The following is a 21,707-nucleotide window of genomic DNA, read 5'->3' as shown; positions in this document are numbered from 1 at the left end:
GGCCCTCAACCGCCGCCTCAGATCCGGCTGGTGGCCTCCGACCAGCGCCGCAGCAGATCCTGCGCCCGGCCCGAGTCGATCGCCTCGGCCGCCCGCACCATGCCCGCCGCGAGCTGCTCCGTCAGCGGCGCGTCACCCAGGTCGAGCGCGACCAGTGCCGCCGCGGTGTTCAGCAGGACGGCGTCCCGCACCGGCCCGCGCTCCCCCGCCAGCAGTCGCCGGGCGACCTCCGCGTTGTACGCGGCGTCGGCCCCGCGCAGCGCCTCGATGCCGACCAGCTCGATGCCGACGTCCCGCGGGTCGAAGGTGGTCTCGGTGACCACCCCGTCGCGCACCACCCACACCTGCGAGGTGGTGGTGATGGTCAGTTCGTCCAGCCCGTCGTCGCCGCGGAACACCAGCGCGGTCGCCCCGCGCCGGGCCAGCACCCCGGCGATCAGCCCGGCGAGCCGGGTGTCGAAGCAGCCGACCGCGTGCGCGGTGACCTTGGCCGGGTTGGTCAGCGGACCGAGGATGTTGAAGGCGGTCGGCACCCCGAGGTCGCGTCGCGCGGTGGCGGCGTGCCGCATCGAGGGGTGGAACTTCGCCGCGAAGCAGAAGGTCAGCCCGACCTCCTCGGCCACCTGGGCCACCCGCCGGGGCGACAGGTCCAGCGCGACCCCGAGCTTCTCCAGCACGTCCGAGGAGCCGCTGGTGGAGGAGGCCGACCGGTTGCCGTGCTTGACCACCTTGGCCCCGGCCGCGGCCGCGACGATCGCCGACATGGTGGAGATGTTGACGGTCTTCGCCCGGTCGCCGCCGGTGCCGACGATGTCGACCGCCGGGCCGGGGATGTCCAGCGGCTCGGCGTGGTCGTACATCGCGTCGACCAGGCCGGAGATCTCCTCGACCGACTCGCCCTTGGCCCGCAGCGCCACCATGAACCCGGCCACCTGGACGGGGGACGCCTCGCCGCTCATGATCCGGTCCATCGCCCACGCGGTGGAGGAGCGGTCGAGGTCCTCCCCCTTCAACAGCGCCGCCAAGAGGTCCGGCCAGGTGCGGACCACCTGCGCGGGGTCGGTACCACCGTTCGCAGGGTTCACGTTCACCATGGCTGACTCCAGCTGTTGTCGGTTCCCCGCTCCGGGGGACGTCCGTACGGATGGAGTCAGCCTATCGAGCGGCGGGGCGGCTACGGCCCCGACTTCTCTCCTGCTGAGACGGCACCGCTCAACGGCTCGCCGGGGCCCGCTTGGCCAGCCGGGCCCGCAGCAGGACGGCGACCGCCTCGACCAGCGCCACCGGGTCCACCGGGTGGGAGATCGCGGCATCGGCCCGGCTCCAGGCGGCCAGCCAGGAGTCCTGCGGCCGACCGATCAACACCAGCACCGGCGGGCAGCCGTAGATCTCGTCCTTGAGCTGGCGCCCGAGGCCCAGCCCGCCGGCCGGAACCGCCTCGCCGTCCAGCACGCAGAGGTCGATGCCGCCCTTCTCCAACGCCTTGAGCACCGCGGGGGTGGTCGCGCACTCCAGGTAGGACAGCTCCGGAAGATCCTCGGCGGGCCGACGGCCGAGGGCCGTCAGCACCTGCTCGCGGGTGTTGCGGTCGTCGCTGTAGACGAGGACGGTGAGCGTCTCGTCGGTCGTGTACGCCATGGACCCTGCTCCCTCAAGTGTGATCCGGACCACGTTCACCTGATCCGGATGCTACCCCCGTTTCCCCCGTCACCGGTCCCCCTCGCGCACGTTCCCCCTCAAGCCGACGCGCCCGCCGCTCACCCGCCCGGAGGACGGCCCGTCACCCCACCCCGCCCGGTCCACCCGGACGGCCCATCCGGTGTCCCCTCCCCTACAACCCGCGACTGCGCCGTCCGCGCAACGACGCACTGGGCAAGGGGGTGGCGGGCCCGCCAGAGGAACCGTCAGAAAAGGGACACCCCACTGCTCAGCCCCCGTACGGCCCCCTCGCCGCCCTTCAAGGGGGCATACCGCACGCACCGGACACTCCGAGGGACACCCCCCGACGTGAAGACGGAATAAGGGACCGACATAATGTCCGTCGTGGCGACAGCAACAGCAACAGAAACCGGGCACGCGCACGGATCGGTCAATCGACCGAACATGGTCAGCGTCGGAACGATCGTCTGGCTCAGTTCCGAGCTGATGTTCTTCGCGGCGCTCTTCGCGATGTACTTCACGCTCCGCTCCGTCAAGGGAGCCGAGTTCTGGGCCGAGAAGGCGCACGCCCTCAACGTGACGTTCTCCTCGATCAACACCACGATCCTGGTGCTCTCCTCGCTCACCTGCCAGCTCGGCGTGTTCGCCGCCGAGCGCGGTGACGTGAAGAAGCTCCGCGCGTGGTTCGCCCTCACGTTCTTCATGGGCGCGATCTTCATCGGCGGTCAGGTCTACGAGTACACCGAGCTGGTCAAGAACGACGGCCTCTCGCTGTCCTCGGACCCGTACGGCACGGTGTTCTACCTGACCACCGGCTTCCACGGTCTGCACGTGACGGGCGGTCTGATCGCCTTCCTGCTGGTCCTCGGACGGACGTACGCAGCCAAGCGCTTCACTCACGAGCAGGCCACCGCCGCGATCGTCGTGTCCTACTACTGGCACTTCGTCGACGTCGTGTGGATCGGCCTGTTCGCGACCATCTACCTGATCAAGTAACCAGCTGATCAGGTCGCTGGCCACCGGCTGCGGCCCCCGCCCTCACCGGCGACGGGCCGCTTCTGCCGGTGCCGACGCTCCCACCGACCGACCGCGCGCGCAGCCTTGGACAGGCAGCCTCGTGCCGGCCAGACCGGCAGCCGGGTGCACCCACCAGTCGACCAGATCCTGACACCGGGGTTATTCCGTGAAAAAGCTCTCCGCACGACGGCGCCACCCATTGGCGGCGCTGGTCGTCCTACTTCTCGCCCTGGCGGCAACCGGGGGGCTGTACGGCATGTTCGCGCCCGCCGACAAGGCGCAGGCCGACGTCGCCGCGCAGTCGCTCGCGATCGATGAGGGCAAGAAGCTCTTCGCCGTCGGCTGCTCCTCCTGCCACGGCCTGAACGGCCAGGGCAGCAGTGACGGTCCGAGCCTGGTCGGCGTGGGCTCCGCCGCCGTCGACTTCCAGGTCGGTACCGGTCGCATGCCGGCCCAGCAGCCCGGTGCCCAGGTGCCGCGCAAGAAGGCCATCTACACCCAGGGCGAGATCGACCAGCTCGCCGCGTTCGTCCAGTCGCTCGGCCCCGGCCCGATCGCCCCGGACGCGAAGCAGTACTCCTCGACCAACCCTGACGACATCTCCAAGGGTGGGGAGCTGTTCCGCACCAACTGCGCCCAGTGCCACAACTTCGCCGGTCAGGGCGGTGCCCTGACCAAGGGCAAGTACGCCCCGTCGCTGGAGGGCGTGGACGCCAAGCACATCTACGAGGCCATGCAGACCGGCCCGCAGAACATGCCGTCGTTCCCGGACAGCACCATGCCCGAGGAGCAGAAGAAGCAGATCGTGGCCTTCGTCCGCCACACCACCAACGATGAGCCCAACCCCGGCGGTCTCACCCTGGGCAGCCTCGGTCCGGTGACCGAGGGTCTGTTCGGCTGGATCTTCGGCCTCGGCACGCTCATCGCGGTCGCGATCTGGGTCGCCGCCCACACCACCAAGGCCAAGAAGTCATGAGCCACGACATGTCAGAAGACAAGCTCCCGGAGCCGCACGGCTCCGCCGGCGAGGTGGCCGACCACGGCAACCCGTTCGCCGACCCGGGCCTGCCGGCCCACGAGCCCCGCCGCACCGACATCGACGAGCGGGCCGCCCAGCGCGCCGAGCGTCAGGTCTCGCTGATGTTCGTGGTCTCGATGCTCGCCACCATCGGCTTCATCGCCTCCTACGTGGCCATCGACCCGGACAAGATCGTCTACATCTTCCCGCTGGGTCACGTCAGCGCGCTGAACTTCGCGCTGGGCCTGACCCTGGGCGTCGCGCTGTTCATGATCGGCGCGGGCGCGGTCCACTGGGCCCGCACCCTGATGTCGGACGTCGAGCTGCCCGCCGAGCGTCACCCGATCGAGGCTGACGACGACGTCCGCAACGACGTCATCGAGCAGTTCAAGACCGGTGCCGCCGAGTCCGGCTTCGGTCGTCGCAAGATGATCCGCAACACCCTCATCGGGTCGATGGCGCTGGTCCCGCTCTCCGGCGTGGTCCTGCTCCGCGACCTGGGCCCGCTGCCGGAGAAGAAGCTCAAGGAGACCGGCTGGCAGGAGGCCACCCCGGCCGCCCCGCTGGCGCTCGTCAACATGAGCACCATGCAGCCGATGAAGCCCGAGGACCTCGTCATCGGCTCGCTGACCTTCGCCATGCCGGAGGGTCTCACCACCCACGACGAGGACTTCCAGCAGCGCATCGCCAAGGACGCCCTGATGCTGGTGCGCATCGCGCCGGACGACATCAAGGACGACAAGTCCAAGGAGCTGGGCTTCGAGGGCATCCTCGCCTACTCCAAGATCTGCACCCACGTCGGCTGCCCGATCAGCCTGTACGAGCAGCAGACCCACCACGCGCTCTGCCCCTGCCACCAGTCGACCTTCGACCTGGCGGACGGCGCGCGCGTCATCTTCGGCCCGGCCGGCCACCCGCTGCCGCAGCTGAAGATCACCACTGACGACAAGGGCCACCTGGTCGCCACCGGCGACTTCGAGAAGCCCGTCGGCCCGAGCTTCTGGGAGCGTGCTCGATGAGTAGCGCGAGCAGCACCACGAAGGGTGCCGCCAAGCCCTCCAGCACGCGTGCGAACCCCGCCAACAAGTGGGAGTCCGCGGCTGACTGGACGGACGGCCGGCTGGGGATCTACTCCCTCGCCAAGGCCAACCTGCGGAAGATCTTCCCGGACCACTGGTCCTTCATGCTGGGCGAGATCTGCCTCTACACGTTCGTCATCATCATCCTGACCGGTGTCTACCTGACGCTGTTCTTCAAGCCGTCGATGGCCGAGGTCGTCTACAACGGCTCGTACGTGCCGCTCAAGGGCATCGGGATGTCCGAGGCGTACGCCTCGACGGTGGACATCAGCTTCGAGATCCGCGGCGGTCTGCTGATCCGCCAGATCCACCACTGGGCCGCCCTGGTCTTCGTGGCCGCCATGCTCGTGCACATGATGCGCGTGTTCTTCACCGGCGCGTTCCGCAAGCCGCGTGAGATCAACTGGGTCTTCGGCTTCCTGCTGCTGGTCCTGGGCATGTTCGACGGCTTCTTCGGCTACTCGCTGCCCGACGACCTGCTGTCCGGCACCGGTATCCGCTTCATGGAAGGCGCGATCCTCGCGGTCCCGCTGGTCGGCACCTACATCCAGATGTTCCTGTTCGGGGGCGAGTTCCCCGGCCACGACATCGTGCCGCGGTTCTTCACCATCCACGTGCTGCTGATCCCGGGCATCATGCTCGGCCTGCTGGTGGCGCACCTGATCCTGGTCTTCTACCACAAGCACACCCAGTGGGCGGGCCCGGGCAAGACCGAGAAGAACGTCGTCGGCATGCCGCTGATGCCGGTCTACATGGCCAAGGCCGGTGGCTTCTTCTTCCTGGTCTTCGGCATCATCGCCGCCATCTCGGCGATCGCCACGATCAACCCGATCTGGGCCTACGGCCCGTACCGTCCGGACCAGGTGTCGACCGACGCCCAGCCCGACTGGTACATGGGCTTCTCCGAGGGTCTGATCCGCGTCATGCCGGGCTGGGAGATCAGCCTGTGGGGCCACACCCTGAACCTGGGTGTCTTCATCCCGCTGATGATCTTCCCGCTGGTCCTGGTCGCCATCGCGGTCTACCCGTTCATCGAGGGCTGGATCACCGGCGACAAGCGCGAGCACCACATCCTGGACCGCCCGCGCAACGCCCCGGTCCGCACGGCCCTGGGCGCGGCCTGGATCAGCCTGTACCTGGTGCTGCTGATCGGTGGTGGCAACGACCTGTTCGCCACGCACTTCCACCTGTCGCTCAACTCGATCACCTACTTCGTCCGCGTCGGCTTCTTCGCCGTCCCGGTCATCACCTTCATCATCACCAAGCGCTGGTGCCTCGGCCTCCAGCGCCGTGACAAGGAGAAGGTGCTGCACGGCCGCGAGACCGGTGTCATCAAGCGCCTGCCGCACGGTGAGTTCGTCGAGGTGCACGCCCAGCTGCCGTCGAAGGACCTGCACACCCTCACGGCGCACGAGCAGATCCAGCCGGTCGAGCTGCCGGCCCAGACGGACGAGAACGGCGTGGCCCGCAAGGCCGGCGCCCTCACCCGCACCCGGGCCAAGCTCTCCCGCGGCTTCTACGGCGAGGGCAGCCAGATCCCCAAGCCCACCGCCGAGGAGCACCACGAGATCACCAGCGGCCACGGCCACCACTGATCCCGTACGCACCCCGCGTCACCCCCGAGGGCCGCTGACCAGAGTTCACCTGGTCGGCGGCCCTCGGCCTTTGCCCATCCACCAGTGCCCGTCCGCCAGTGCCCGTCTGCCAATGCCCATCAGCCAGCCCCGTACCCGCAGCGCCTCCAGGAGCCGTCCGTGCAGCTGTCCGTCGACCCCGCCGCCGCCACTCCCCCGTACGAGCAGATCCGCGCCCAGATCGCCGAGCAGGCCCGCTCCGGCGCGCTGCCGACCGGGCTGCGGCTGCCGACCGTACGGGCCCTCGCCGAGGAGCTGGGGCTGGCCGCCGGGACGGTCGCCCGGGCCTACAAGGAGCTGGAGGCGGACGGCGTGGTGGAGACCCACGGCCGGCGCGGCACCCTGATCGCCGCCACCGGGGACGCCGCCCACCGGCTGGCCGCCGAGGCCGCCGCCGAGTACGCGGCGCGGGCGCACCGGCTGGGGCTCTCCCGGCCGGACGCCCTGGCCGCCGTGGTCACCGCGCTGGACCTGGCCTATCCCGGGGCGTGACGCCCCTCCTGGCCCGGATCAGACCTCCGGGCGCATCATCCCGGCGGCGGGCGCCTGGGAGGGCGGGGCGGTGGTGCCGAGGGGCTGTCCGAGGGCGCTGTGCTTGACCCAGTCCGTCCAGGAGACGTTCCAGTCCCCGAAGCCGTTGCCGAAGGGCTCCATGGTGGCGCCACGGCTGTTCACCACCGTCACCAGGTCCCCGATCCGGGTGTTGTCGTAGAACCACTTGGCGTTGTCGGTGCTCATGCCGGTACAGCCGTGGCTGACGTTCTCGACGCCCTGCGCGCCGACCGACCAGGGCGCCGCGTGGACGTACTCGCCGCTCCAGGTCACCCGGGTGGCCCACAGCACGTCCAGGTCGTACGACTCCGAGCTACCGGCCTTTATTCCGATGGTCTCGCCGTTCATCCGCACCGAGCGCTCCTGGCCGAGCACCACCTTGACGCCGTTGCGGGTGTCGAAGCCGGGCTTGCCGGTGGTCACCGGGATGGTCCGGACCACCTCGCCGTCACGCTTGAGGGTGAGCTGGTGGGCGGCCGCGTCGACGACCGACTCGACCCGCGCGCCGATCCGCATCCGGATCGAGGTGCGGTCGCCGCCGTAGAGGCCGTCGGAGATCCGGACGCCGGTGCCGTCGAAGGCCAGCGCCACGGCCGTCCCGGCCGGCCAGTAGTCCTCCGGGCGGAAGTGCAGGTTCTTGTCGTCCACCCAGTACCAGGCGCCGGTGACGGCCGGCTGGGAGCTCACGGTGAGCACCCGCTCGACCTCCTGGCGGGCCTGGGGGTCCTTCACCGCCTCGGAGAGCGTCACGGTGAGCGGCTGGCCCACCCCGTAGACGCCGCTGCTGGAGGTCTCCGGGCCGAGCTCGGCGGTGAGCAGGCGTTGGGCGGCCAGGGTGGTGAAGCCCTGGGTGGTGTCGCCGCGGCCGTTGCGGCCGTCGTCGGCGGCGATCCGGACGGCGTAGGCGGTGCCGGCCTTCAGCCGGCCGGTGGTCTGCCAGCTGCGCTGGTCGTCGGCGAGCCGCCCGGCCACCACCCGGCCGTCCGGGCCGACCACGGTGACGTCGGTGAGCCGGCTGCCCGCCACGGCGGTCACGGTGACCGGCTTGGACGGGTCGACCTTGCCCTCGGCCGAGAGGTGGACGAGCGGACCCGCGTCGATCCGGTGCGGGCCGGCGGGATCGTCCTCGCCTGAGGAGCAGGCGGCCAAGGGGGCCAGCACTGCCAGGGCCAGCGAGATGCTGCCGATGCCTGCGATTCCGCGCCTGTCGGCCATGACCGCCTCCGAGGGGTCTGCACTATTCGCACGATTGCTCAGATCGTAGGAACCGCCCGGATCGAACGACATCCGAGCGACCTCCCGTTCACCCGGGTGAGTGAGCTCGTCACTCCCCGGACGCAGCAGGGCCGGTCCCCCCGTGCGGGAAGACCGGCCCTGGTGTCGGCAACGGAACCTGCCGAACCTACTGGTTCTGGTTCTCGCCCCGGTAGAACTCGAAGACCCATCCGAAGATGCCGATCAGGATGATCGGAGCGGCCCAGAACATCAGCCACCAGCCGAAGATCACGCCCAGGAAGGCGAGCGCGCCACCGAGCGCCAGCGACAGCGGCTGCCAGCTGTGCGGGGCGAAGAAGCCCAGCTCGCCGGCGTCGTCCGCGACCTCGGCCTCGGGGTTGTCACCCGCGCCGCTGTCCACCCGACGGGCGGTGAAGGCGAGGTAGTACCCGATGAAGGCGCACAGGCCGAAGGCCAGGAACAGCGCGGTGGTACCGGCTGCCTCCAGACCCGGGCCGTTGCTCGCGTGGCTGGTCCACAGGCCGTACGTGATGGCCATCGCCAGCACGAAGACCGCCAGACCGAGGAAGATCTTTCCCTGTTCCTTCATCAGGCGTCACCCTCCTGCTTGCCCTTGCCCAGCTTCGGGGCGTCGTACTTCGCCGGGGTCACACCGGCGAGGTGCTTGGCCGGCTCGCCGTGGTTCTCCAGGTAGTCCAGCGCGGCGATCTCCGGGTGGTGGAGGTCGAAGGCCGGGGATTCGGAGCGGATCCGGGGCAGGGTGAGGAAGTTGTGCCGCGGCGGCGGGCAGGAGGTCGCCCACTCCAGGGAGCGGCCGAAGCCCCACGGGTCGTCCTGCTCGACCTTCTCGCCGTACTTGGCGGTCTTCCAGACGTTGTAGAGGAACGGCAGGATCGACAGGCCGAGCACGAAGGAGCCGATGGTCGAGACGGTGTTCAGCGTGGTGAAGCCGTCCGAGGCCAGGTAGTCGGCGTAGCGGCGGGGCATGCCCTCCGCGCCGAGCCAGTGCTGCACCAGGAAGGTGGTGTGGAAGCCGAAGAACAGCGTCCAGAAGGTGATCTTGCCGAGGCGCTCGTCCAGCATCTTGCCGGTCATCTTCGGCCACCAGAAGTGGAAGCCGGCGAACATCGCGAAGACGACGGTGCCGAAGACCACGTAGTGGAAGTGGGCGACGACGAAGTACGAGTCCGAGACGTGGAAGTCGATCGGCGGGGAGGCCAGCAGGACACCGGTCAGACCACCGAAGAGGAAGGTGACCAGGAAGCCGACCGTCCAGAGCATCGGGGTCTCGAAGCTCAGCGAGCCCTTCCACATGGTGCCGACCCAGTTGAAGAACTTCACACCGGTCGGGACCGCGATCAGGAAGGTCATGAAGGAGAAGAACGGCAGCAGCACCTGCCCGGTGACGTACATGTGGTGCGCCCACACCGTCACGGACAGACCGGCGATCGCGATGGTGGCCGCGATCAGGCCGGAGTAGCCGAACATCGGCTTGCGGCTGAAGACCGGGATGATCTCCGACACGATGCCGAAGAACGGCAGCGCGATGATGTACACCTCGGGGTGGCCGAAGAACCAGAACAGGTGCTGCCACAGCATCGCCCCGCCGTTGGCGGGATCGAATACGTGGGCCCCGAACTTGCGGTCCGCCTCCAGGGCGAACAGCGCGGCGGCGAGCACCGGGAAGGCCAGCAGGACCAGCACCGAGGTCAGCAGGACGTTCCAGACGAAGATCGACATCCGGAACATCGTCATGCCCGGAGCGCGCATGCAGATGATCGTGGTGATGAAGTTGACCGCACCGAGGATCGTGCCGAAGCCGGAGAAGGCCAGACCCATGATCCACATGTCGCCGCCGACGCCGGGCGAGTGCACCGCGTCCGACAGCGGGGAGTAGGCGAACCAGCCGAAGTCGGCGGCGCCGTTCGGCGTCAGGAAGCCGCCGACCGCGATCGACGAACCGAAGAGGTACAGCCAGTACGCGAACATGTTCAGACGCGGGAAGGCCACGTCCGGGGCGCCGATCTGGAGCGGCATGATCCAGTTCGCGAAGCCCGCGAACAGCGGGGTCGCGAACATCAGCAGCATGATCGTGCCGTGCATCGTGAACGCCTGGTTGAACTGCTCGTTCGACAGGATCTGGGTCCCGGGACGAGCCAGCTCGGCGCGCATGACCAGGGCGAGGATGCCACCGATCAGGAAGAAGGCGAACGACGTACCGAGGTACATCGTGCCGATCGTCTTGTGGTCAGTGGTGGTCAACCACTTGATGATGGTCGAACCCGGCTTGCGGGTCCGCTGCGCCCCGACCGTGACGGCCTCGGCGCCCCCGCCGGCCGCGGCGGGCTCGTTGAGGATGGTCACTTCGCTTCACTTCCCATGGTGATGACGCCGGAGGGCACCGCGCCTTCCTGGCCCTTCGCACGGAGCTCGGCCAGGTGCTTGTCGTAGTCGGCGCGATCGACGACCTTGACGTTGAACAGCATGCGCGAGTGGTCGACGCCGCAGAGCTCGGCGCACTTGCCCATGTAGTCGCCCTTGACGGTCGGGGTGACCTCGAACTTGTTCACCACGCCCGGAACGACGTCCATCTTCATCATGAAGTTGACGGGCCAGAAGTCGTGGATGACGTCACGAGAGGTCAGTCGGAACTGCACCGTCTCGTTGACCGGCAGCCAGAGCGTCGGAGCGTCCTTGGGCGTACCGACGTCGTACGCGGCGTCCTTGTTGGCCGGGTCGGGGGTCTCGGTGTTCTCGTAGTTGAACGCCCAGCTCCACTGGAAGCCCACCACGTTGACGTAGTGCTGCGGCTTGGCGGAGACGGAGATCAGCTTCGACTCGTCGCGGGCGACGAAGTAGAAGAGGACCGAGACGATGATGATGGGGACCGCGGTGTAGAGCGCCTCGATGGGCACGTTGTACCGGGTCTGCGGGGGGATCTCCACGCCGGTGCGCTTGCGCCGGTGGAAGATCACGCTCCAGATGATCAGACCCCACATCAGTACGCCGACCACCAGCGCCGCGATCCAGGAGCCCTGCCACATCTGGAGGACCATGGGTCCTTCCTTCGTGACCGGACTCGGGAGGCCAAGCCTGGGGAGGTCGTTGGCCGAGCAGCCGGTGGCGGTCGCGATGACGAGGCCCAGTGCCAGCGCCTGAGGCAGCTTCCGCCGCATCGTGCGCCGCGGCGAGCGGTCGGAGCCGTTGGGACTCACGTAGCGCCTTCCCGAAGTCTCGCCCGCCTTCGCGTCGCACCGGGAGGGGAGTGTGAGCCCCTCCGGCGACCCGTCCACGGGCACGGTTTGAATGCTTATGCGGGCCAAACCCTACTCCAGCCTTATGCGCTCCTGACGGGCAGCCCCCGGTAACGCGCCGCCCGGTCGCCCGATCAGGCCCGGCAGGGGCTGCGCCGCAGGTCATCGTAGGCATTCGAGGTCCTTACGCCCGATCGGGGGATGACCTCGAACATCGCGGGTGACGGCCCGTCGGGACCGGACGAAGCGGACATTCGGGATGATCGACTGACGACCGGTGAGCAATCCCGCCGCCGCCACCCCGTTCCCGGGTGTGTCGTTAAATGTGACCGTGTACTTCGACGTGGCCTCGACGGCCCCTCTGCACCCCGTCGCGCGGCAGGCCCTGACCGCCGCCCTGGACGAGGGCTGGGCCGATCCGGCCCGGCTGTACCGCTCCGGCCGACAGGCCCGGATGCTGCTGGACGCCGCCCGGGAGACGGTCGCCGCCGTCCTGGGCGCGCGGGCCGACGAGATCTCCTTCACCGCCAGCGGCACCCAGGCCGTCCAACTCGGCCTGCTGGGCGCCCTGTCCGGGAACCGGCGGCGCGGCGGGCACCTGGTGCACTCCGCGGTGGAGCACTCCAGCGTGCTGCACGTCGCGGAGCGCCACGAGGCCTCCGGCGGCGAGGTCTCGGTCGTCCCGGTCGACCGCGGCGGACGGGTCGACCCGGCGGCCTTCGGCGGCCTGCTCCGCCCGGACACCGCGCTGGCCGCCCTGCAGAGCGCCAACCACGAGGTGGGCACCGTCCAACCGGTCGACGAGGTGGCCGCGCTGTGCGCCGGGGCCGGGGTGCCGCTGCTGGTCGACGCGGCGCAGAGCGCCGGGCGGGTGGACGTCCCGGCGGGCTGGTCGCTGCTGACCGCGAGCGCCCACAAGTGGGGCGGTCCGCCCGGGGTCGGGGTCCTCGCCGTGCGCAAGGGCGTCCGGTACGCCTCCCCGCTGCCGGCCGACGAGCGCGAGGGCGGGCGGGTGCCCGGGTACGTCAACGTCCCGGCGATCGTGGCCGCGGCCGCCTCGCTGCGGGCCGTACGGGCCGAGGCCGAGCGGGAGAACGCCCGGCTGCACGCGCTGGTGGAGCGGATCCGCGCCCGGGTGCCGCAGCTGGTGCCCGAGGTCGAGGTGGTCGGCGACCCGGTGCGGCGGCTGCCGCACCTCGTCACCTTCTCCTGCCTGTACGTGGACGGCGAGGTGCTGCTGACCGAGCTGGACCGGGCGGGCTTCGCGGTCTCCTCCGGCTCCTCCTGCACCTCCTCCACCCTGACGCCGAGCCATGTGCTGGCCGCGATGGGGGTGCTCACCGAGGGCAACGTCCGGGTCTCGCTGCCGTACGGGACGGCCGAGGCGGACGTGGAGCGCTTCCTCACCGTGCTGCCCGAGCTGGTCGCCGGGGTCCGGGCGCCGCTCGGGCTGGACCTGCCCGCGCCTGCGGCCGCGTCCGCACCGCTCCTGGTTCTCGACGCCTTGGGGAAGCGCTGTCCGCTGCCGGTGATCGAGCTGGCGAAGCGGATCGGCGAGGTGCCGGTGGGCGGCACGGTCGTCGTGCTGGCGGACGACGAGGCGGCCCGGCTGGACATCCCGGCCTGGTGCGGGATGCGCGACCAGGAGTACGCGGGCGAGGCCCCGGCCGCCGACTACGGCGGCGACCGGGGCTCGGCCTACCTCGTCCGGCGGACTACTTGACCAGGTGGGCGCTGATCTCGGCGGCGGCCTCGGCGCCGTAGGCGGCCTCGAAGCGCTTCAGGAAGGCGGTCGGGCGCAGCTCGTACTCCTGGGTGCCGACGGTCTCGATCACCAGGGTGGCGAGCATGCAGCCGAGCTGGGCCGAGCGCTCCAGGTCGAGCGCCCAGGACTGACCGGCCAGGAAGCCGGCCCGGAAGGCGTCGCCGACGCCGGTCGGGTCGACCTTGGCGTCCTCGGCCGGGCAGCCGACCACGATCGGGGCCTCGCCCTTGCGCTCGATCCGGACGCCCTTGCTGCCCAGGGTGGTGATCCGGGTGCCGACCCGGGTGAGCAGCTCCTCGGCGTCCCAGCCGGTCTTGGTCTCGATCAGCGCGGCCTCGTACTCGTTGGTGAACAGGAACGAGGCGCCGTCCACCAGCTCGCGGATGTCCTCGCCGTCCAGTCGGGCCAGCTGCTGGGAGGGGTCGGCGGCGAAGGCGTAACCGCGGGTGCGGCACTCCTGGGTGTGCCGCACCATGCCCTGCGGGTCGTCGGCGCCGATCAGCACGAGGTCGAGGCCGCCGACCCGGTCGACGATCGGCTTGAGCTCGATGTTGCGGGCCTCGGCCATGGCACCGGTGTAGAACGAGGCGATCTGGTTGTGGTCCTCGTCCGTGGTGCACATGAAGCGGGCGGTGTGCCGGGTCTCGGAGATGTGGACCGAGTCGCAGTCCACGTTGTTGCGCTCCAGCCAGCTGCGGTACTCGGCGAAGTCCGCGCCGGCGGCACCGACCAGGACCGGGCGGAGCCCGAGCACGCCCATGCCGAACGCGATGTTCGGGGCGACCCCGCCACGGCGGATGTCCAGGGCGTCGACCAGGAACGACAGCGACACGGTGTGCAGCTGCTCGGCGACGAGCTGGTCGGCGAACCGACCGGGGAACGTCATCAGGTGGTCGGTGGCGATCGAGCCGGCGACGGCGATACGCACGGGGGTCTCCTCAGGATGGCAACACGGGCCAGCGGGGGTGGATGAACCCACCCACGGTACCCGTCCGGGCGGGCGCGCCAGCAAGAGTCCCGCAAGCTGCTCGCCGTCCCTCCGACCGTGGTGGCACCCGGCACCCTCGAACGTGTACTACCTCCGGGTAGCACTGGTGGGCCTCCGGGGCCCGGCCTAGGGTCGGCCTCAGGAGCCCTGCCGGACCCGGGCGGGGCCCGTCTTCAGCCGTGGCAGTGCGGCCGCGGCCCTGGATCGGAGCGATGCCCGATGATGACCGACCACTCCCCCTCGGACGCCCGTCGGGCGGACGCGGACGGCGAGACCCTGGACGCCCTGGTCAGTTCCTCCCGGCGGCTGCGCCGGTTCTGGCCGCTGGTGACGGCCGGACCGGAGCCGGCCACCCCCGCGTCCGTCGGCGTCCGGGTCCCGTCCGGGGCGCAGCGGCTGGTCGCCGGGATGGCCGAGTACGGCATCTGAGCCGACCCGGACCGGCACGGAACCGGATCCGACCGGGGCACGTCACATCCGCGCGGAGCGGCCGAGGAGGCGGCGCCGCTGAGCCCTCGGGAGGATGTGCAGATGGATCTGGAGACGATGCCGCGCCGTGGACGGCGGGCGACGGCCCTGGCGGTGGCCGCGCTGGCGGCGGTGGTGACTCTGGCCGGGTGCAACGGGGACGGCAAGGTTTCCGCCGACTCGGCGGCGGCCACCGCGGGCGCCTCGGGTTCGACGAGCGCCTCCCCGTCGGCACCGTCGGCCCCCGGCTCACCGTCCGAGGGGGCCGGCACCGCGAGCCCGTCCGGCCAGGCGCCGCCGACCGGCTGGTCCCCGACCCCGGCCCAGCCCGCGCCGGGCCGGCCCTCGGGCGCGGCCACTCCCCCGGCCAACGGGATCGCCCCCGGTGAGCCGAACCCGGCGGGGACGGGCACGGCCAATCCCAATGTCCGCCCGCCGATCGGCTACCGGCTGGACGGCGGTACCAAGCTGACCGTGTACTTCTTCGGCGGGGTCTGCACCAAGTACGCGCTGAAGGCGGACGAGTCGCAGTCCGGCCAGGTGGACGTCGCGGTCGTGCCGGGCCCGCCCGCCGTCCAGCCGGGGCAGGTCTGCACCGCGCTGGCGAAGCGGCAGGCCGTCTCCGCCGACCTGCGTTCGCCGCTGGCCGGGCGGACGGTGGTGGACCGGACCAGCGGCCAGGAGGTGCCGCTGGAGGGCGACGCCCACATGGGCCCGGACCCGGTGACCCCGGACGGCCCCGCGCGGTAGCAGCGGGAGCGGCGGGAGCGGCGGAGACGGCGGAACGCGAAGAGGCGGCCCCGGGGAAGTCCCCGGGGCCGCCTCACCGTTCGAGGCCGGCCGTCAGGCCTAGCTGAACGAGTCGCCGCAGGCGCAGGAGCCGGTGGCGTTCGGGTTGTCGATCGTGAAGCCCTGCTTCTCGATGGTGTCGACGAAGTCGACGGTGGCGCCACCCAGGTACGGGGCGCTCATGCGGTCGGTGACCACCTTGACGCCGTTGAAGTCCTTGAGCACGTCGCCGTCGAGCGAGCGCTCGTCGAAGAACAGCTGGTAACGCAGGCCGGAGCAACCACCGGGCTGGACGGCGACGCGCAGCGCCAGGTCCTCGCGGCCTTCCTGCTCCAGCAGGGCCTTGACCTTGGCCGCGGCGGCATCGGTAAGGAGGATGCCACTCTCGACGGTGGTCTCGTCCTGGACGGTCATCTGCTTTCTCCCGGTCTTGACGACGGTCTGCCGCCAGTGCCAACCACGGACCGTCCGGTTTCATTTCCCGGTCGGCGATGGATTTCTGCGGCCTGCTCGACGCCTGGTTCTCCGTGGGCCGGGCGTGTCACCCGGGCCTCTACCTCCCCATGCTCGCACAACCGCGGCGGAGCGGGCACCGCCCGCGGTACGGATCCGGGCGAACGGGCCCCACGGCCGCCCCCCGGACGCCAGGATGGGCGGCATGATCCTTCGCCAGGTCAGGGACACCGCAGCGGACGCGGAGGTCGTCCAGGAGGTGTCCCTCGCCGCGTTCGCCGCACCGTCCGACGACCCCGCGCGGCCGCCCCGGCCGACACCGCTGCAGCTGGCCCGGACCCGGCACCTGGCGCGCACCGATCCCGGGGGCTGCTGGCTGGCGGAGAGCGGCGGGCAGGCGGTCGGGGTGGTGCTGTCGATGCGTCGCGAGGGCCTGTGGATGCCGTCGCTGTTCGCGGTCCGGCCGACCGCGCGGGACCGGGGCGTCGGCCGACTGCTGTTCGAACGGGCCCTGGCGCACGCCGGGGGCTGCCTGCGCGGGATGGTCTGCGTCTCCGGCTCCCCGGCGGCGGCCCGCCGCTACCGGCTGGCCGGCTTCACCCTGCACCCGGCGATGCGGCTGACCGGCCGGGTGGACCGGGAGGGATTGATCGACCCGGGCGACATCCCGGTGCACCGCGGCAACGCCACCCACCTGCACCTGCTGGACTCGGTGGACCGGCGGCTGCGCGGGTCCGCGCACGGCCCGGACCACGAACTGATGCTGGGGCACTTCGAGGAGCTGCTGGTCGCCGACGCGCTGGCCGGCAGCGGCTACTGCTACCGGGACGGCGGGGTGGTGCGGCTGCTGGCGGCCACCAGCAAGCGGATCGCGGCCCGGCTGCTGCGCGAGGCGCTGGCCCGGGTGCCGGACGGGGTCGAGGCGCGGGTGGAGTACCTGACCGCCGAGCAGGAGTGGGCGTTGGACGTCGGGCTGGAGGTCGGGCTGACCCCGGAGACGGCCGGCTTCGTCGGGGTGCGCGGGATGCGGCCGCCGGCGCCGTACCTGCCGAGCGGGGCGTTCCTGTAGGGCGTGCGGCCCCGGAGGTGCGTACGGCCCCGGAGGTGCGTACGGCCCCGCCGGGTGGACCGGCGGGGCCGTACGGACGGACGACGGGCCCGATCAGGCCATGGTGTCCAGGATCTCGCGGACCATCTCCATGGTGGTGCCCGGGTGCAGGAAGGCGAAGCGGGCGACCGTCTCGCCGTCCCAGCCGGTCGGGGTGACGAAGCCGATCTGGTCCGCGAGCAGCTGCTGCGACCAGCGGTAGTAGTCGTCGTTGGTCCAGCCGGTGCGCTTGAAGCAGACGGCGGAGAGCTGCGGATCGAACAGCAGCTCCAGGTGCTCGGCGTCGCGGATCAGCTGGGCGGTGTCCCGGGCCAGCTGGAGGCCGGTCTCGATGGCGTCGGTGTAGGCCTGGACGCCGTGCACGGCCAGCGAGAACCAGAGCGGCAGGCCGCGGGCGCGCCGGGTCAGGTGGTAGGCGTAGTCGGTGGGGTTCCACTCGTCGCCCTCGGTGTGCAGGACGTCCAGGTAGGAGGCGTCCTGGGTGTGCACGGCGCGGGCGAGCTGCGGGTTGCGGTAGATCAGCGCGGCGCAGTCGAAGGGGGCGAACAGCCACTTGTGCGGGTCGACCACGAAGGAGTCGGCGTGCTCGATGCCGTTGTAGCGCTCGCGCACCGACGGGGCGAACAGGCCCGCGCCGCCGTAGGCGCCGTCCACGTGGAACCACAGGTCCCGCTCGCGGGCGACCTCGGCCAGGCCGGCCAGGTCGTCGACGATGCCCTCGTTGGTGGTGCCGGCGGTGCCGACGACGGCGATCACCGTCTCGGGGTTCGGGTCGGCGGCCAGGGCGGCGCGCAGCGCCTCGCCGGTGAAGCGGCGGTCCACGGTCGGGACCTTGAAGGCCTCGACGCCGATGATGTTGAAGGTGTTCTTGACCGAGGAGTGCACCTGGTCGGCGACGGCGATCCGCAGCCGGGCCTCCGGGCCGACGCCGAGCCGGCGGCGAGCGGTGTCGCGGGCGACCACCAGGGCGGACAGGTTGCCCGCCGAGCCGCCGGAGACGAAGCAGCCGCCGGCCGAGGCGGGCATCCCGGCCCGGTCGGCTATCAGGCGCAGCACCTGGTTCTCGGCGGCGATGGCGCCGGCCGCCTCCAGCCAGGAGATGCCCTGCAGCGAGGCGCAGGAGACGACCATGTCGAACAGCAGCGCGGCCTTGGTCGGGGCGCACGGGATGAAGGACAGGTAGCGGGGGCTGTCGGCGGAGATGACCGCGCGGGACAGCTCGTGGTCGTACAGCTTGAGCACGTCGGCCGGGGCGTTGCCGTCCTGGTTGAGCAGGCCGGCCAGCTGGGTGCGCAGGTGCTCGCCGTCACCGGGGTGGTCGAGCGGGACGGGGTCGTACTGCAGCCGTTCCCGCATGTAGTCGAAAACCAGGTCGACCAGGTCGTTGTCGGGCCGGTGCATGCGGTCGGGTGCTGCGGACACGGCTGTCCCTCTCGGCTGTGGGTGTCGGGGGGCGGTCCGCTCGCGACAGGAGGACCTCACCGCACTGACCGGACGTGATCAGCGTAGGCAGCGGGGCGGCCTCGCCGCGCGTCGGAACGCGGCTGGTCAGGCAGGTTTCGGGCGTGTTCGGACGGGTCGGCGCAGGATTCCTGCGCCGACCTTGACGGGTCCGATACGGGGACGGGACGGGGGCGGGCCGGCGGTCAGCCGATCAGCTGGGAGAGGACCACCGAGGAGCGGCTGCGCTGGACGCCGGGCTCGCGCCGGATCCGCTCGATGACGGCCTCCAGGTGGCGCATGTCGGCGGCCCGCAGGTGCACCAGGGCGTCCGGGTCGCCGGTGACCGTCCAGGCGGCGATCACCTCGGGGAACTGTCTCAGGCTGGCGAGGATCTCCTCGGGGGCGGTGCGCTCCCGGCAGTAGACCTCGACGAAGGCCTCGGTCTGCCAGCCGAGCACGGCCGGGTCGAGCACCACGGTGAAGCCCCGCACCACGCCGCGCGCCCGGAGCCGGTCGATCCGGCGGCGCACGGCGGTGGCGGAGAGGTTCACCTGGAGGCCGATCTCGGCGTAGGAGGCGCGACCGTCGCTGCCGAGGCGGGCGAGGAGCTGGCGGTCGGTCTCGTCGAGGTCCGTCCCGATCACCTCGTGCGCTCGGCTGCTGGTCATCGGTGCGGGGCTCCACGGGTCGTGCGGGGGGCGAGGGGGCGTCCCGGCGCGGCGGCGCTGGCACTGCCGCTCTTGCCGAAACGGTTCGCCACCCATTCTGGCGGATGACCTGAACGAGTTCATCGCCGACAGATGACGGCGAGAAGGCCGTCTGTTCACCCGGCGCGCTCAGTCCACCAGGAGGACGATCTTGCCCCGGGTGCGTCCCTCGGCGCTGAGCGCCTGGGCGGAGGCCGCCTGCGCCAGCGGGAAGGTGGAGGCGACGATGACGGTCAGCCGGCCGTCGTCGGCGAGCGCGGCCAGCTCCGCCAGTCCGGCCGCGTCCGGGCGGACCCAGACGTAGTGGCCACCCAGCGCCTTGACCCCGAAGTCGGTGATCGAGGCGATCCGGGCCGGGTCGGCCACCAGCTCGGCCGAGACCTGGACGGCGCCGCGGCCGACCAGGTCCAGGGCCGCGTCCACCCCGTCCGGGGCGAGCGCGCGGACCCGCTCGGCCAGGCCCTCGCCGTACGCGACCGGCTCGGCGCCGAGGCCGCGCAGGTAGTCGTGGTTGCGCTCGCCCGCGGTGCCGATCACCCGGGCGCCGCGGGCCCGGGCGAGCTGGACGGCCAGGTGGCCGACCCCGCCGGCCGCGGCGTGCACCAGCAGGGTCTCCCCCGCCGCCAGCCCCAGCGCGTTCAGGCTCTGCAACGCGGTGAGCCCGGCCAGCGGCAGGCCGCCGGACTGCGCCCAGTCCAGCGCGGCGGGCCGACGGGCCAGGGTGCGGACCGGGGCGGAGACCAGTTCGGCGTAGGTGCCGTGCTCCACCGCGTCCTTGCGGACGTAGCCGTACACCTCGTCGCCCGGGGCGAACTCGGTCACCCCGCCGCCGACCGCACGGACCACGCCCGCCACGTCCCAGCCCATGACCAGGGGGAAGTGCGCGTCCAGCAGGCCGTCCAGGGCGCCGTCCCGGACCTTCCAGTCCACCGGGTTCACCCCGGCCGCCCGGACCTGCACCAGCACGGAGTCGGGGCCGACCTTGGGGTCGGGCAGGTCGGTGTACTCGACCACCTCGGGGCCGCCGTAGCGGTTGATCGCGATTGCTTTCATGGGCTCAGCCATACCCGGAGGCTTCGAAATATCGATTCGGCCACGGCCGACCCCCCCGAATTGGCTATCCGGCCGCGCCAGGGGCCCGATCCGCAGAGCGGTTCTCGTCACATCGACAGGATGGCCATCGTCACTCTGACGCTAACCGGTTAGAATAGATAGCGTCAGATAGACGAAAAGGCCCCACCGCTGGTTCGGCCGCACAGAAGGGCACCCGCCCGTGACCACCACCATCACCGAGACCCACGGCGTCGACCCCACTCCGACGCCGCTCGCTCTGCTGCTGCTCGGCCGGGAGGCCGACCCGAACAGCGAGCGCGGCGTCGAATGCCCCGGCGACCTCCCGGCGGCCTCCGACCCCGACCTCGTCGATCGCGCCCGGGCCGCCAAGGCCGCCCTCGGCGACCGCGTCTTCATCCTCGGCCACCACTACCAGCGCGACGAGGTGATCGAGTTCGCCGACGTCACCGGCGACTCCTTCAAGCTCGCCCGCGACGCCGCGGCCCGCCCCGAGGCCGAGTACATCGTCTTCTGCGGCGTGCACTTCATGGCCGAGTCCGCGGACATCCTCACCGGTGACGACCAGCAGGTCGTGCTGCCGGACCTCGCGGCCGGCTGCTCGATGGCCGACATGGCCACCGCCGAGCAGGTCGCCGAGTGCTGGGACGTGCTGACCGACGCCGGCATAGCCGACGTCACCGTCCCGGTCTCGTACATGAACTCCTCCGCCGACATCAAGGCCTTCACCGGCAAGCACGGCGGCACCATCTGCACCTCCTCCAACGCCCAGCGCGCCCTGGAGTGGGCGTTCGAGCAGGGCCAGAAGGTGCTCTTCCTGCCCGACCAGCACCTCGGCCGCAACACCGCCGTGCGGGACCTGGGCCTCTCGCTCGACGACTGCGTCCTGTACAACCCGCACAAGCCCAACGGCGGCCTGACCGCCGAGCAGCTGCGGGACGCCAAGATGATCCTCTGGCGCGGCCACTGCTCGGTGCACGGCCGGTTCAGCGTGGACTCGGTGAACGACGTCCGCGAGCGGATCCCCGGCGTGACCGTCCTGGTGCACCCCGAGTGCAAGTACGAGGTCGTCGCGGCCGCCGACATGGTGGGCTCGACCGAGTACATCATCAAGGCGCTGGACGCCGCCGAGCCCGGCTCCAAGTGGGCCATCGGCACCGAGCTGAACCTGGTCCGCCGCCTCGCCAAGGCGCACCCGGACAAGGAGATCGTCTTCCTGGACCGCACGGTCTGCTTCTGCTCGACCATGAACCGGATCGACCTGCCGCACCTGGTCTGGGCGCTGGAGTCGCTGGTCGAGGGCCGGGTGCCGAACGTGATCACGGTCGACGCGGAGACCGAGAAGTACGCCAAGGCCGCGCTGGACCGGATGCTGGCCCTGCCGTAGCCCGGGCCCGGAGAACGACGAAAGGGCGGGTCCCCTCCCACTGGAGGGGACCCGCCCTTTCGTCTGGCAGCGGCCGCGC

At 71.0% G+C, this 21,707-nt stretch carries 21 protein-coding genes; 10 read left to right on the top strand and 11 right to left on the bottom strand.

Annotated elements, in window-relative coordinates; translation table 11 throughout:
- Positions 1–17 precede the first annotated feature (17 nt).
- Positions 18–1,094 (bottom strand): anthranilate phosphoribosyltransferase, encoded by a 1,077-nt coding sequence (trpD, locus tag ABTZ03_RS28205; RefSeq protein WP_350515901.1) that lies wholly within the window; start codon positions 1,092–1,094, stop codon positions 18–20.
- 118 nt (positions 1,095–1,212) lie between these two features.
- Entirely contained in the window at positions 1,213–1,638 is a 426-nt protein-coding gene (locus ABTZ03_RS28200; protein WP_350515900.1) for a response regulator, read from the bottom strand.
- Between the two features lie 396 nt (positions 1,639–2,034).
- Between ABTZ03_RS28200 and ctaE the strand changes: the two genes are divergently transcribed.
- The 5 genes from ctaE (at position 2,035) to ABTZ03_RS28175 (ending at position 6,899) form a co-directional block, all read left to right on the top strand.
- On the top strand, positions 2,035–2,655 hold the full coding sequence (ctaE, locus tag ABTZ03_RS28195; protein WP_350515899.1) for an aa3-type cytochrome oxidase subunit III: 621 nt from the start codon (positions 2,035–2,037) through the stop codon (positions 2,653–2,655).
- 187 nt (positions 2,656–2,842) lie between these two features.
- On the top strand, positions 2,843–3,652 hold the full coding sequence (gene qcrC, locus ABTZ03_RS28190) for a cytochrome bc1 complex diheme cytochrome c subunit (protein ID WP_350515898.1): 810 nt from the start codon (positions 2,843–2,845) through the stop codon (positions 3,650–3,652).
- Positions 3,649–4,713: a cytochrome bc1 complex Rieske iron-sulfur subunit gene (gene qcrA, locus ABTZ03_RS28185; protein ID WP_502894604.1), complete on the top strand. Its 1,065-nt coding sequence runs from the start codon at positions 3,649–3,651 to the stop codon at positions 4,711–4,713. The genes qcrC and qcrA overlap by 4 nt, the downstream gene beginning before the upstream one ends.
- Positions 4,710–6,368 carry a cytochrome bc1 complex cytochrome b subunit gene (gene qcrB, locus ABTZ03_RS28180; RefSeq protein ID WP_350515896.1) on the top strand — a complete coding sequence of 553 codons (1,659 nt, stop codon included), beginning with the start codon at positions 4,710–4,712 and terminating at the stop codon, positions 6,366–6,368. Before qcrA ends, qcrB begins: the two co-directional genes overlap by 4 nt.
- Positions 6,369–6,527: 159 nt before the next feature.
- On the top strand, positions 6,528–6,899 hold the full coding sequence (locus ABTZ03_RS28175) for a GntR family transcriptional regulator (RefSeq protein WP_350515895.1): 372 nt from the start codon (positions 6,528–6,530) through the stop codon (positions 6,897–6,899).
- An 18-nt stretch (positions 6,900–6,917) separates the two neighbouring features.
- Here ABTZ03_RS28175 and ABTZ03_RS28170 read toward each other — a convergent pair whose 3' ends face one another.
- The 4 genes from ABTZ03_RS28170 to ctaC form a co-directional block, all read right to left on the bottom strand.
- The gene (locus ABTZ03_RS28170; protein ID WP_350515894.1) at positions 6,918–8,174 is read right to left on the bottom strand and encodes a L,D-transpeptidase; all 1,257 of its coding nucleotides are present in this window, start codon (positions 8,172–8,174) and stop codon (positions 6,918–6,920) included.
- 187 nt (positions 8,175–8,361) lie between these two features.
- On the bottom strand, positions 8,362–8,784 hold the full coding sequence (locus ABTZ03_RS28165) for a cytochrome c oxidase subunit 4 (protein WP_188304003.1): 423 nt from the start codon (positions 8,782–8,784) through the stop codon (positions 8,362–8,364).
- The gene (ctaD, locus tag ABTZ03_RS28160; RefSeq protein WP_350515893.1) at positions 8,784–10,559 is read right to left on the bottom strand and encodes an aa3-type cytochrome oxidase subunit I; all 1,776 of its coding nucleotides are present in this window, start codon (positions 10,557–10,559) and stop codon (positions 8,784–8,786) included. Before ctaD ends, ABTZ03_RS28165 begins: the two co-directional genes overlap by 1 nt.
- Positions 10,556–11,410 carry an aa3-type cytochrome oxidase subunit II gene (gene ctaC, locus ABTZ03_RS28155; RefSeq protein WP_350515892.1) on the bottom strand — a complete coding sequence of 285 codons (855 nt, stop codon included), beginning with the start codon at positions 11,408–11,410 and terminating at the stop codon, positions 10,556–10,558. Before ctaC ends, ctaD begins: the two co-directional genes overlap by 4 nt.
- Positions 11,411–11,726: 316 nt before the next feature.
- Here ctaC and ABTZ03_RS28150 point away from each other — a divergent pair, with 316 nt between their 5' ends.
- The gene (locus tag ABTZ03_RS28150; RefSeq protein WP_350515891.1) at positions 11,727–13,172 is read left to right on the top strand and encodes a cysteine desulfurase/sulfurtransferase TusA family protein; all 1,446 of its coding nucleotides are present in this window, start codon (positions 11,727–11,729) and stop codon (positions 13,170–13,172) included.
- On the opposite strand, the gene ABTZ03_RS28145 is transcribed toward ABTZ03_RS28150, so the two are convergent.
- Positions 13,165–14,142, bottom strand: coding sequence for a carbohydrate kinase family protein (locus ABTZ03_RS28145; RefSeq protein ID WP_350515890.1), 978 nt, complete (start codon positions 14,140–14,142; stop codon positions 13,165–13,167). The genes ABTZ03_RS28150 and ABTZ03_RS28145 overlap by 8 nt on opposite strands.
- A gap of 279 nt (positions 14,143–14,421) precedes the next feature.
- Here ABTZ03_RS28145 and ABTZ03_RS28140 point away from each other — a divergent pair, with 279 nt between their 5' ends.
- Together ABTZ03_RS28140 and ABTZ03_RS28135 are read left to right on the top strand one after the other, a co-directional pair.
- On the top strand, positions 14,422–14,631 hold the full coding sequence (locus tag ABTZ03_RS28140) for a hypothetical protein (RefSeq protein WP_350515889.1): 210 nt from the start codon (positions 14,422–14,424) through the stop codon (positions 14,629–14,631).
- Positions 14,632–14,733: 102 nt separating this feature from the next.
- Complete coding sequence (locus ABTZ03_RS28135; protein WP_350515888.1) at positions 14,734–15,420, top strand: hypothetical protein; 687 nt, start codon at positions 14,734–14,736, stop codon at positions 15,418–15,420.
- Positions 15,421–15,519: 99 nt separating this feature from the next.
- On the opposite strand, the gene erpA is transcribed toward ABTZ03_RS28135, so the two are convergent.
- Entirely contained in the window at positions 15,520–15,873 is a 354-nt protein-coding gene (gene erpA, locus ABTZ03_RS28130; protein ID WP_350515887.1) for an iron-sulfur cluster insertion protein ErpA, read from the bottom strand.
- Between the two features lie 244 nt (positions 15,874–16,117).
- On the opposite strand from erpA, the gene ABTZ03_RS28125 reads away from it, so the two are divergent.
- Positions 16,118–16,981 carry a GNAT family N-acetyltransferase gene (locus ABTZ03_RS28125; protein WP_350515886.1) on the top strand — a complete coding sequence of 288 codons (864 nt, stop codon included), beginning with the start codon at positions 16,118–16,120 and terminating at the stop codon, positions 16,979–16,981.
- Positions 16,982–17,074: 93 nt separating this feature from the next.
- Here the strand turns inward: ABTZ03_RS28125 and ABTZ03_RS28120 are convergent, their stop codons facing one another.
- From ABTZ03_RS28120 to ABTZ03_RS28110, 3 genes are all read right to left on the bottom strand, one after another.
- Positions 17,075–18,442, bottom strand: coding sequence for a pyridoxal phosphate-dependent decarboxylase family protein (locus ABTZ03_RS28120; RefSeq protein ID WP_350515885.1), 1,368 nt, complete (start codon positions 18,440–18,442; stop codon positions 17,075–17,077).
- A 224-nt stretch (positions 18,443–18,666) separates the two neighbouring features.
- Positions 18,667–19,131: an Lrp/AsnC family transcriptional regulator gene (locus ABTZ03_RS28115; protein ID WP_350515884.1), complete on the bottom strand. Its 465-nt coding sequence runs from the start codon at positions 19,129–19,131 to the stop codon at positions 18,667–18,669.
- A 168-nt stretch (positions 19,132–19,299) separates the two neighbouring features.
- A complete protein-coding gene (locus ABTZ03_RS28110) occupies positions 19,300–20,223 on the bottom strand; it encodes an NADP-dependent oxidoreductase (RefSeq protein ID WP_350515883.1) in 924 nt (307 codons plus the stop codon).
- Positions 20,224–20,443: 220 nt separating this feature from the next.
- On the opposite strand from ABTZ03_RS28110, the gene nadA reads away from it, so the two are divergent.
- The gene (nadA, locus tag ABTZ03_RS28105) at positions 20,444–21,628 is read left to right on the top strand and encodes a quinolinate synthase NadA (RefSeq protein ID WP_400917748.1); all 1,185 of its coding nucleotides are present in this window, start codon (positions 20,444–20,446) and stop codon (positions 21,626–21,628) included.
- Positions 21,629–21,707 lie beyond the last annotated feature (79 nt).

Origin of the sequence: Kitasatospora sp. NPDC096077 (assembly GCF_040303245.1) — a bacterium.
Lineage (GTDB): Bacteria > Actinomycetota > Actinomycetes > Streptomycetales > Streptomycetaceae > Kitasatospora.
The sequence above is the reverse complement of the archived record's forward strand: the minus strand, read 5'-3'. Positions and strand labels throughout refer to the sequence as shown.

What these genes read in the sequence shown, in the direction of transcription:
- trpD (WP_350515901.1), bottom strand. Translation starts at nt 1,094, where the DNA reads ATGGTGAACGTGAACCCTGCGAACGGTGGTACCGACCCCGCGCAGGTG.
- ABTZ03_RS28200 (WP_350515900.1), bottom strand. Translation starts at nt 1,638, where the DNA reads ATGGCGTACACGACCGACGAGACGCTCACCGTCCTCGTCTACAGCGAC.
- ctaE (WP_350515899.1), top strand. Translation starts at nt 2,035, where the DNA reads ATGTCCGTCGTGGCGACAGCAACAGCAACAGAAACCGGGCACGCGCAC.
- qcrA (WP_502894604.1), top strand. Translation starts at nt 3,649, where the DNA reads ATGAGCCACGACATGTCAGAAGACAAGCTCCCGGAGCCGCACGGCTCC.
- qcrB (WP_350515896.1), top strand. Translation starts at nt 4,710, where the DNA reads ATGAGTAGCGCGAGCAGCACCACGAAGGGTGCCGCCAAGCCCTCCAGC.
- ABTZ03_RS28170 (WP_350515894.1), bottom strand. Translation starts at nt 8,174, where the DNA reads ATGGCCGACAGGCGCGGAATCGCAGGCATCGGCAGCATCTCGCTGGCC.
- ABTZ03_RS28165 (WP_188304003.1), bottom strand. Translation starts at nt 8,784, where the DNA reads ATGAAGGAACAGGGAAAGATCTTCCTCGGTCTGGCGGTCTTCGTGCTG.
- ABTZ03_RS28140 (WP_350515889.1), top strand. Translation starts at nt 14,422, where the DNA reads ATGATGACCGACCACTCCCCCTCGGACGCCCGTCGGGCGGACGCGGAC.
- ABTZ03_RS28135 (WP_350515888.1), top strand. Translation starts at nt 14,734, where the DNA reads ATGGATCTGGAGACGATGCCGCGCCGTGGACGGCGGGCGACGGCCCTG.
- erpA (WP_350515887.1), bottom strand. Translation starts at nt 15,873, where the DNA reads ATGACCGTCCAGGACGAGACCACCGTCGAGAGTGGCATCCTCCTTACC.
- ABTZ03_RS28125 (WP_350515886.1), top strand. Translation starts at nt 16,118, where the DNA reads ATGATCCTTCGCCAGGTCAGGGACACCGCAGCGGACGCGGAGGTCGTC.
- ABTZ03_RS28115 (WP_350515884.1), bottom strand. Translation starts at nt 19,131, where the DNA reads ATGACCAGCAGCCGAGCGCACGAGGTGATCGGGACGGACCTCGACGAG.
- ABTZ03_RS28110 (WP_350515883.1), bottom strand. Translation starts at nt 20,223, where the DNA reads ATGAAAGCAATCGCGATCAACCGCTACGGCGGCCCCGAGGTGGTCGAG.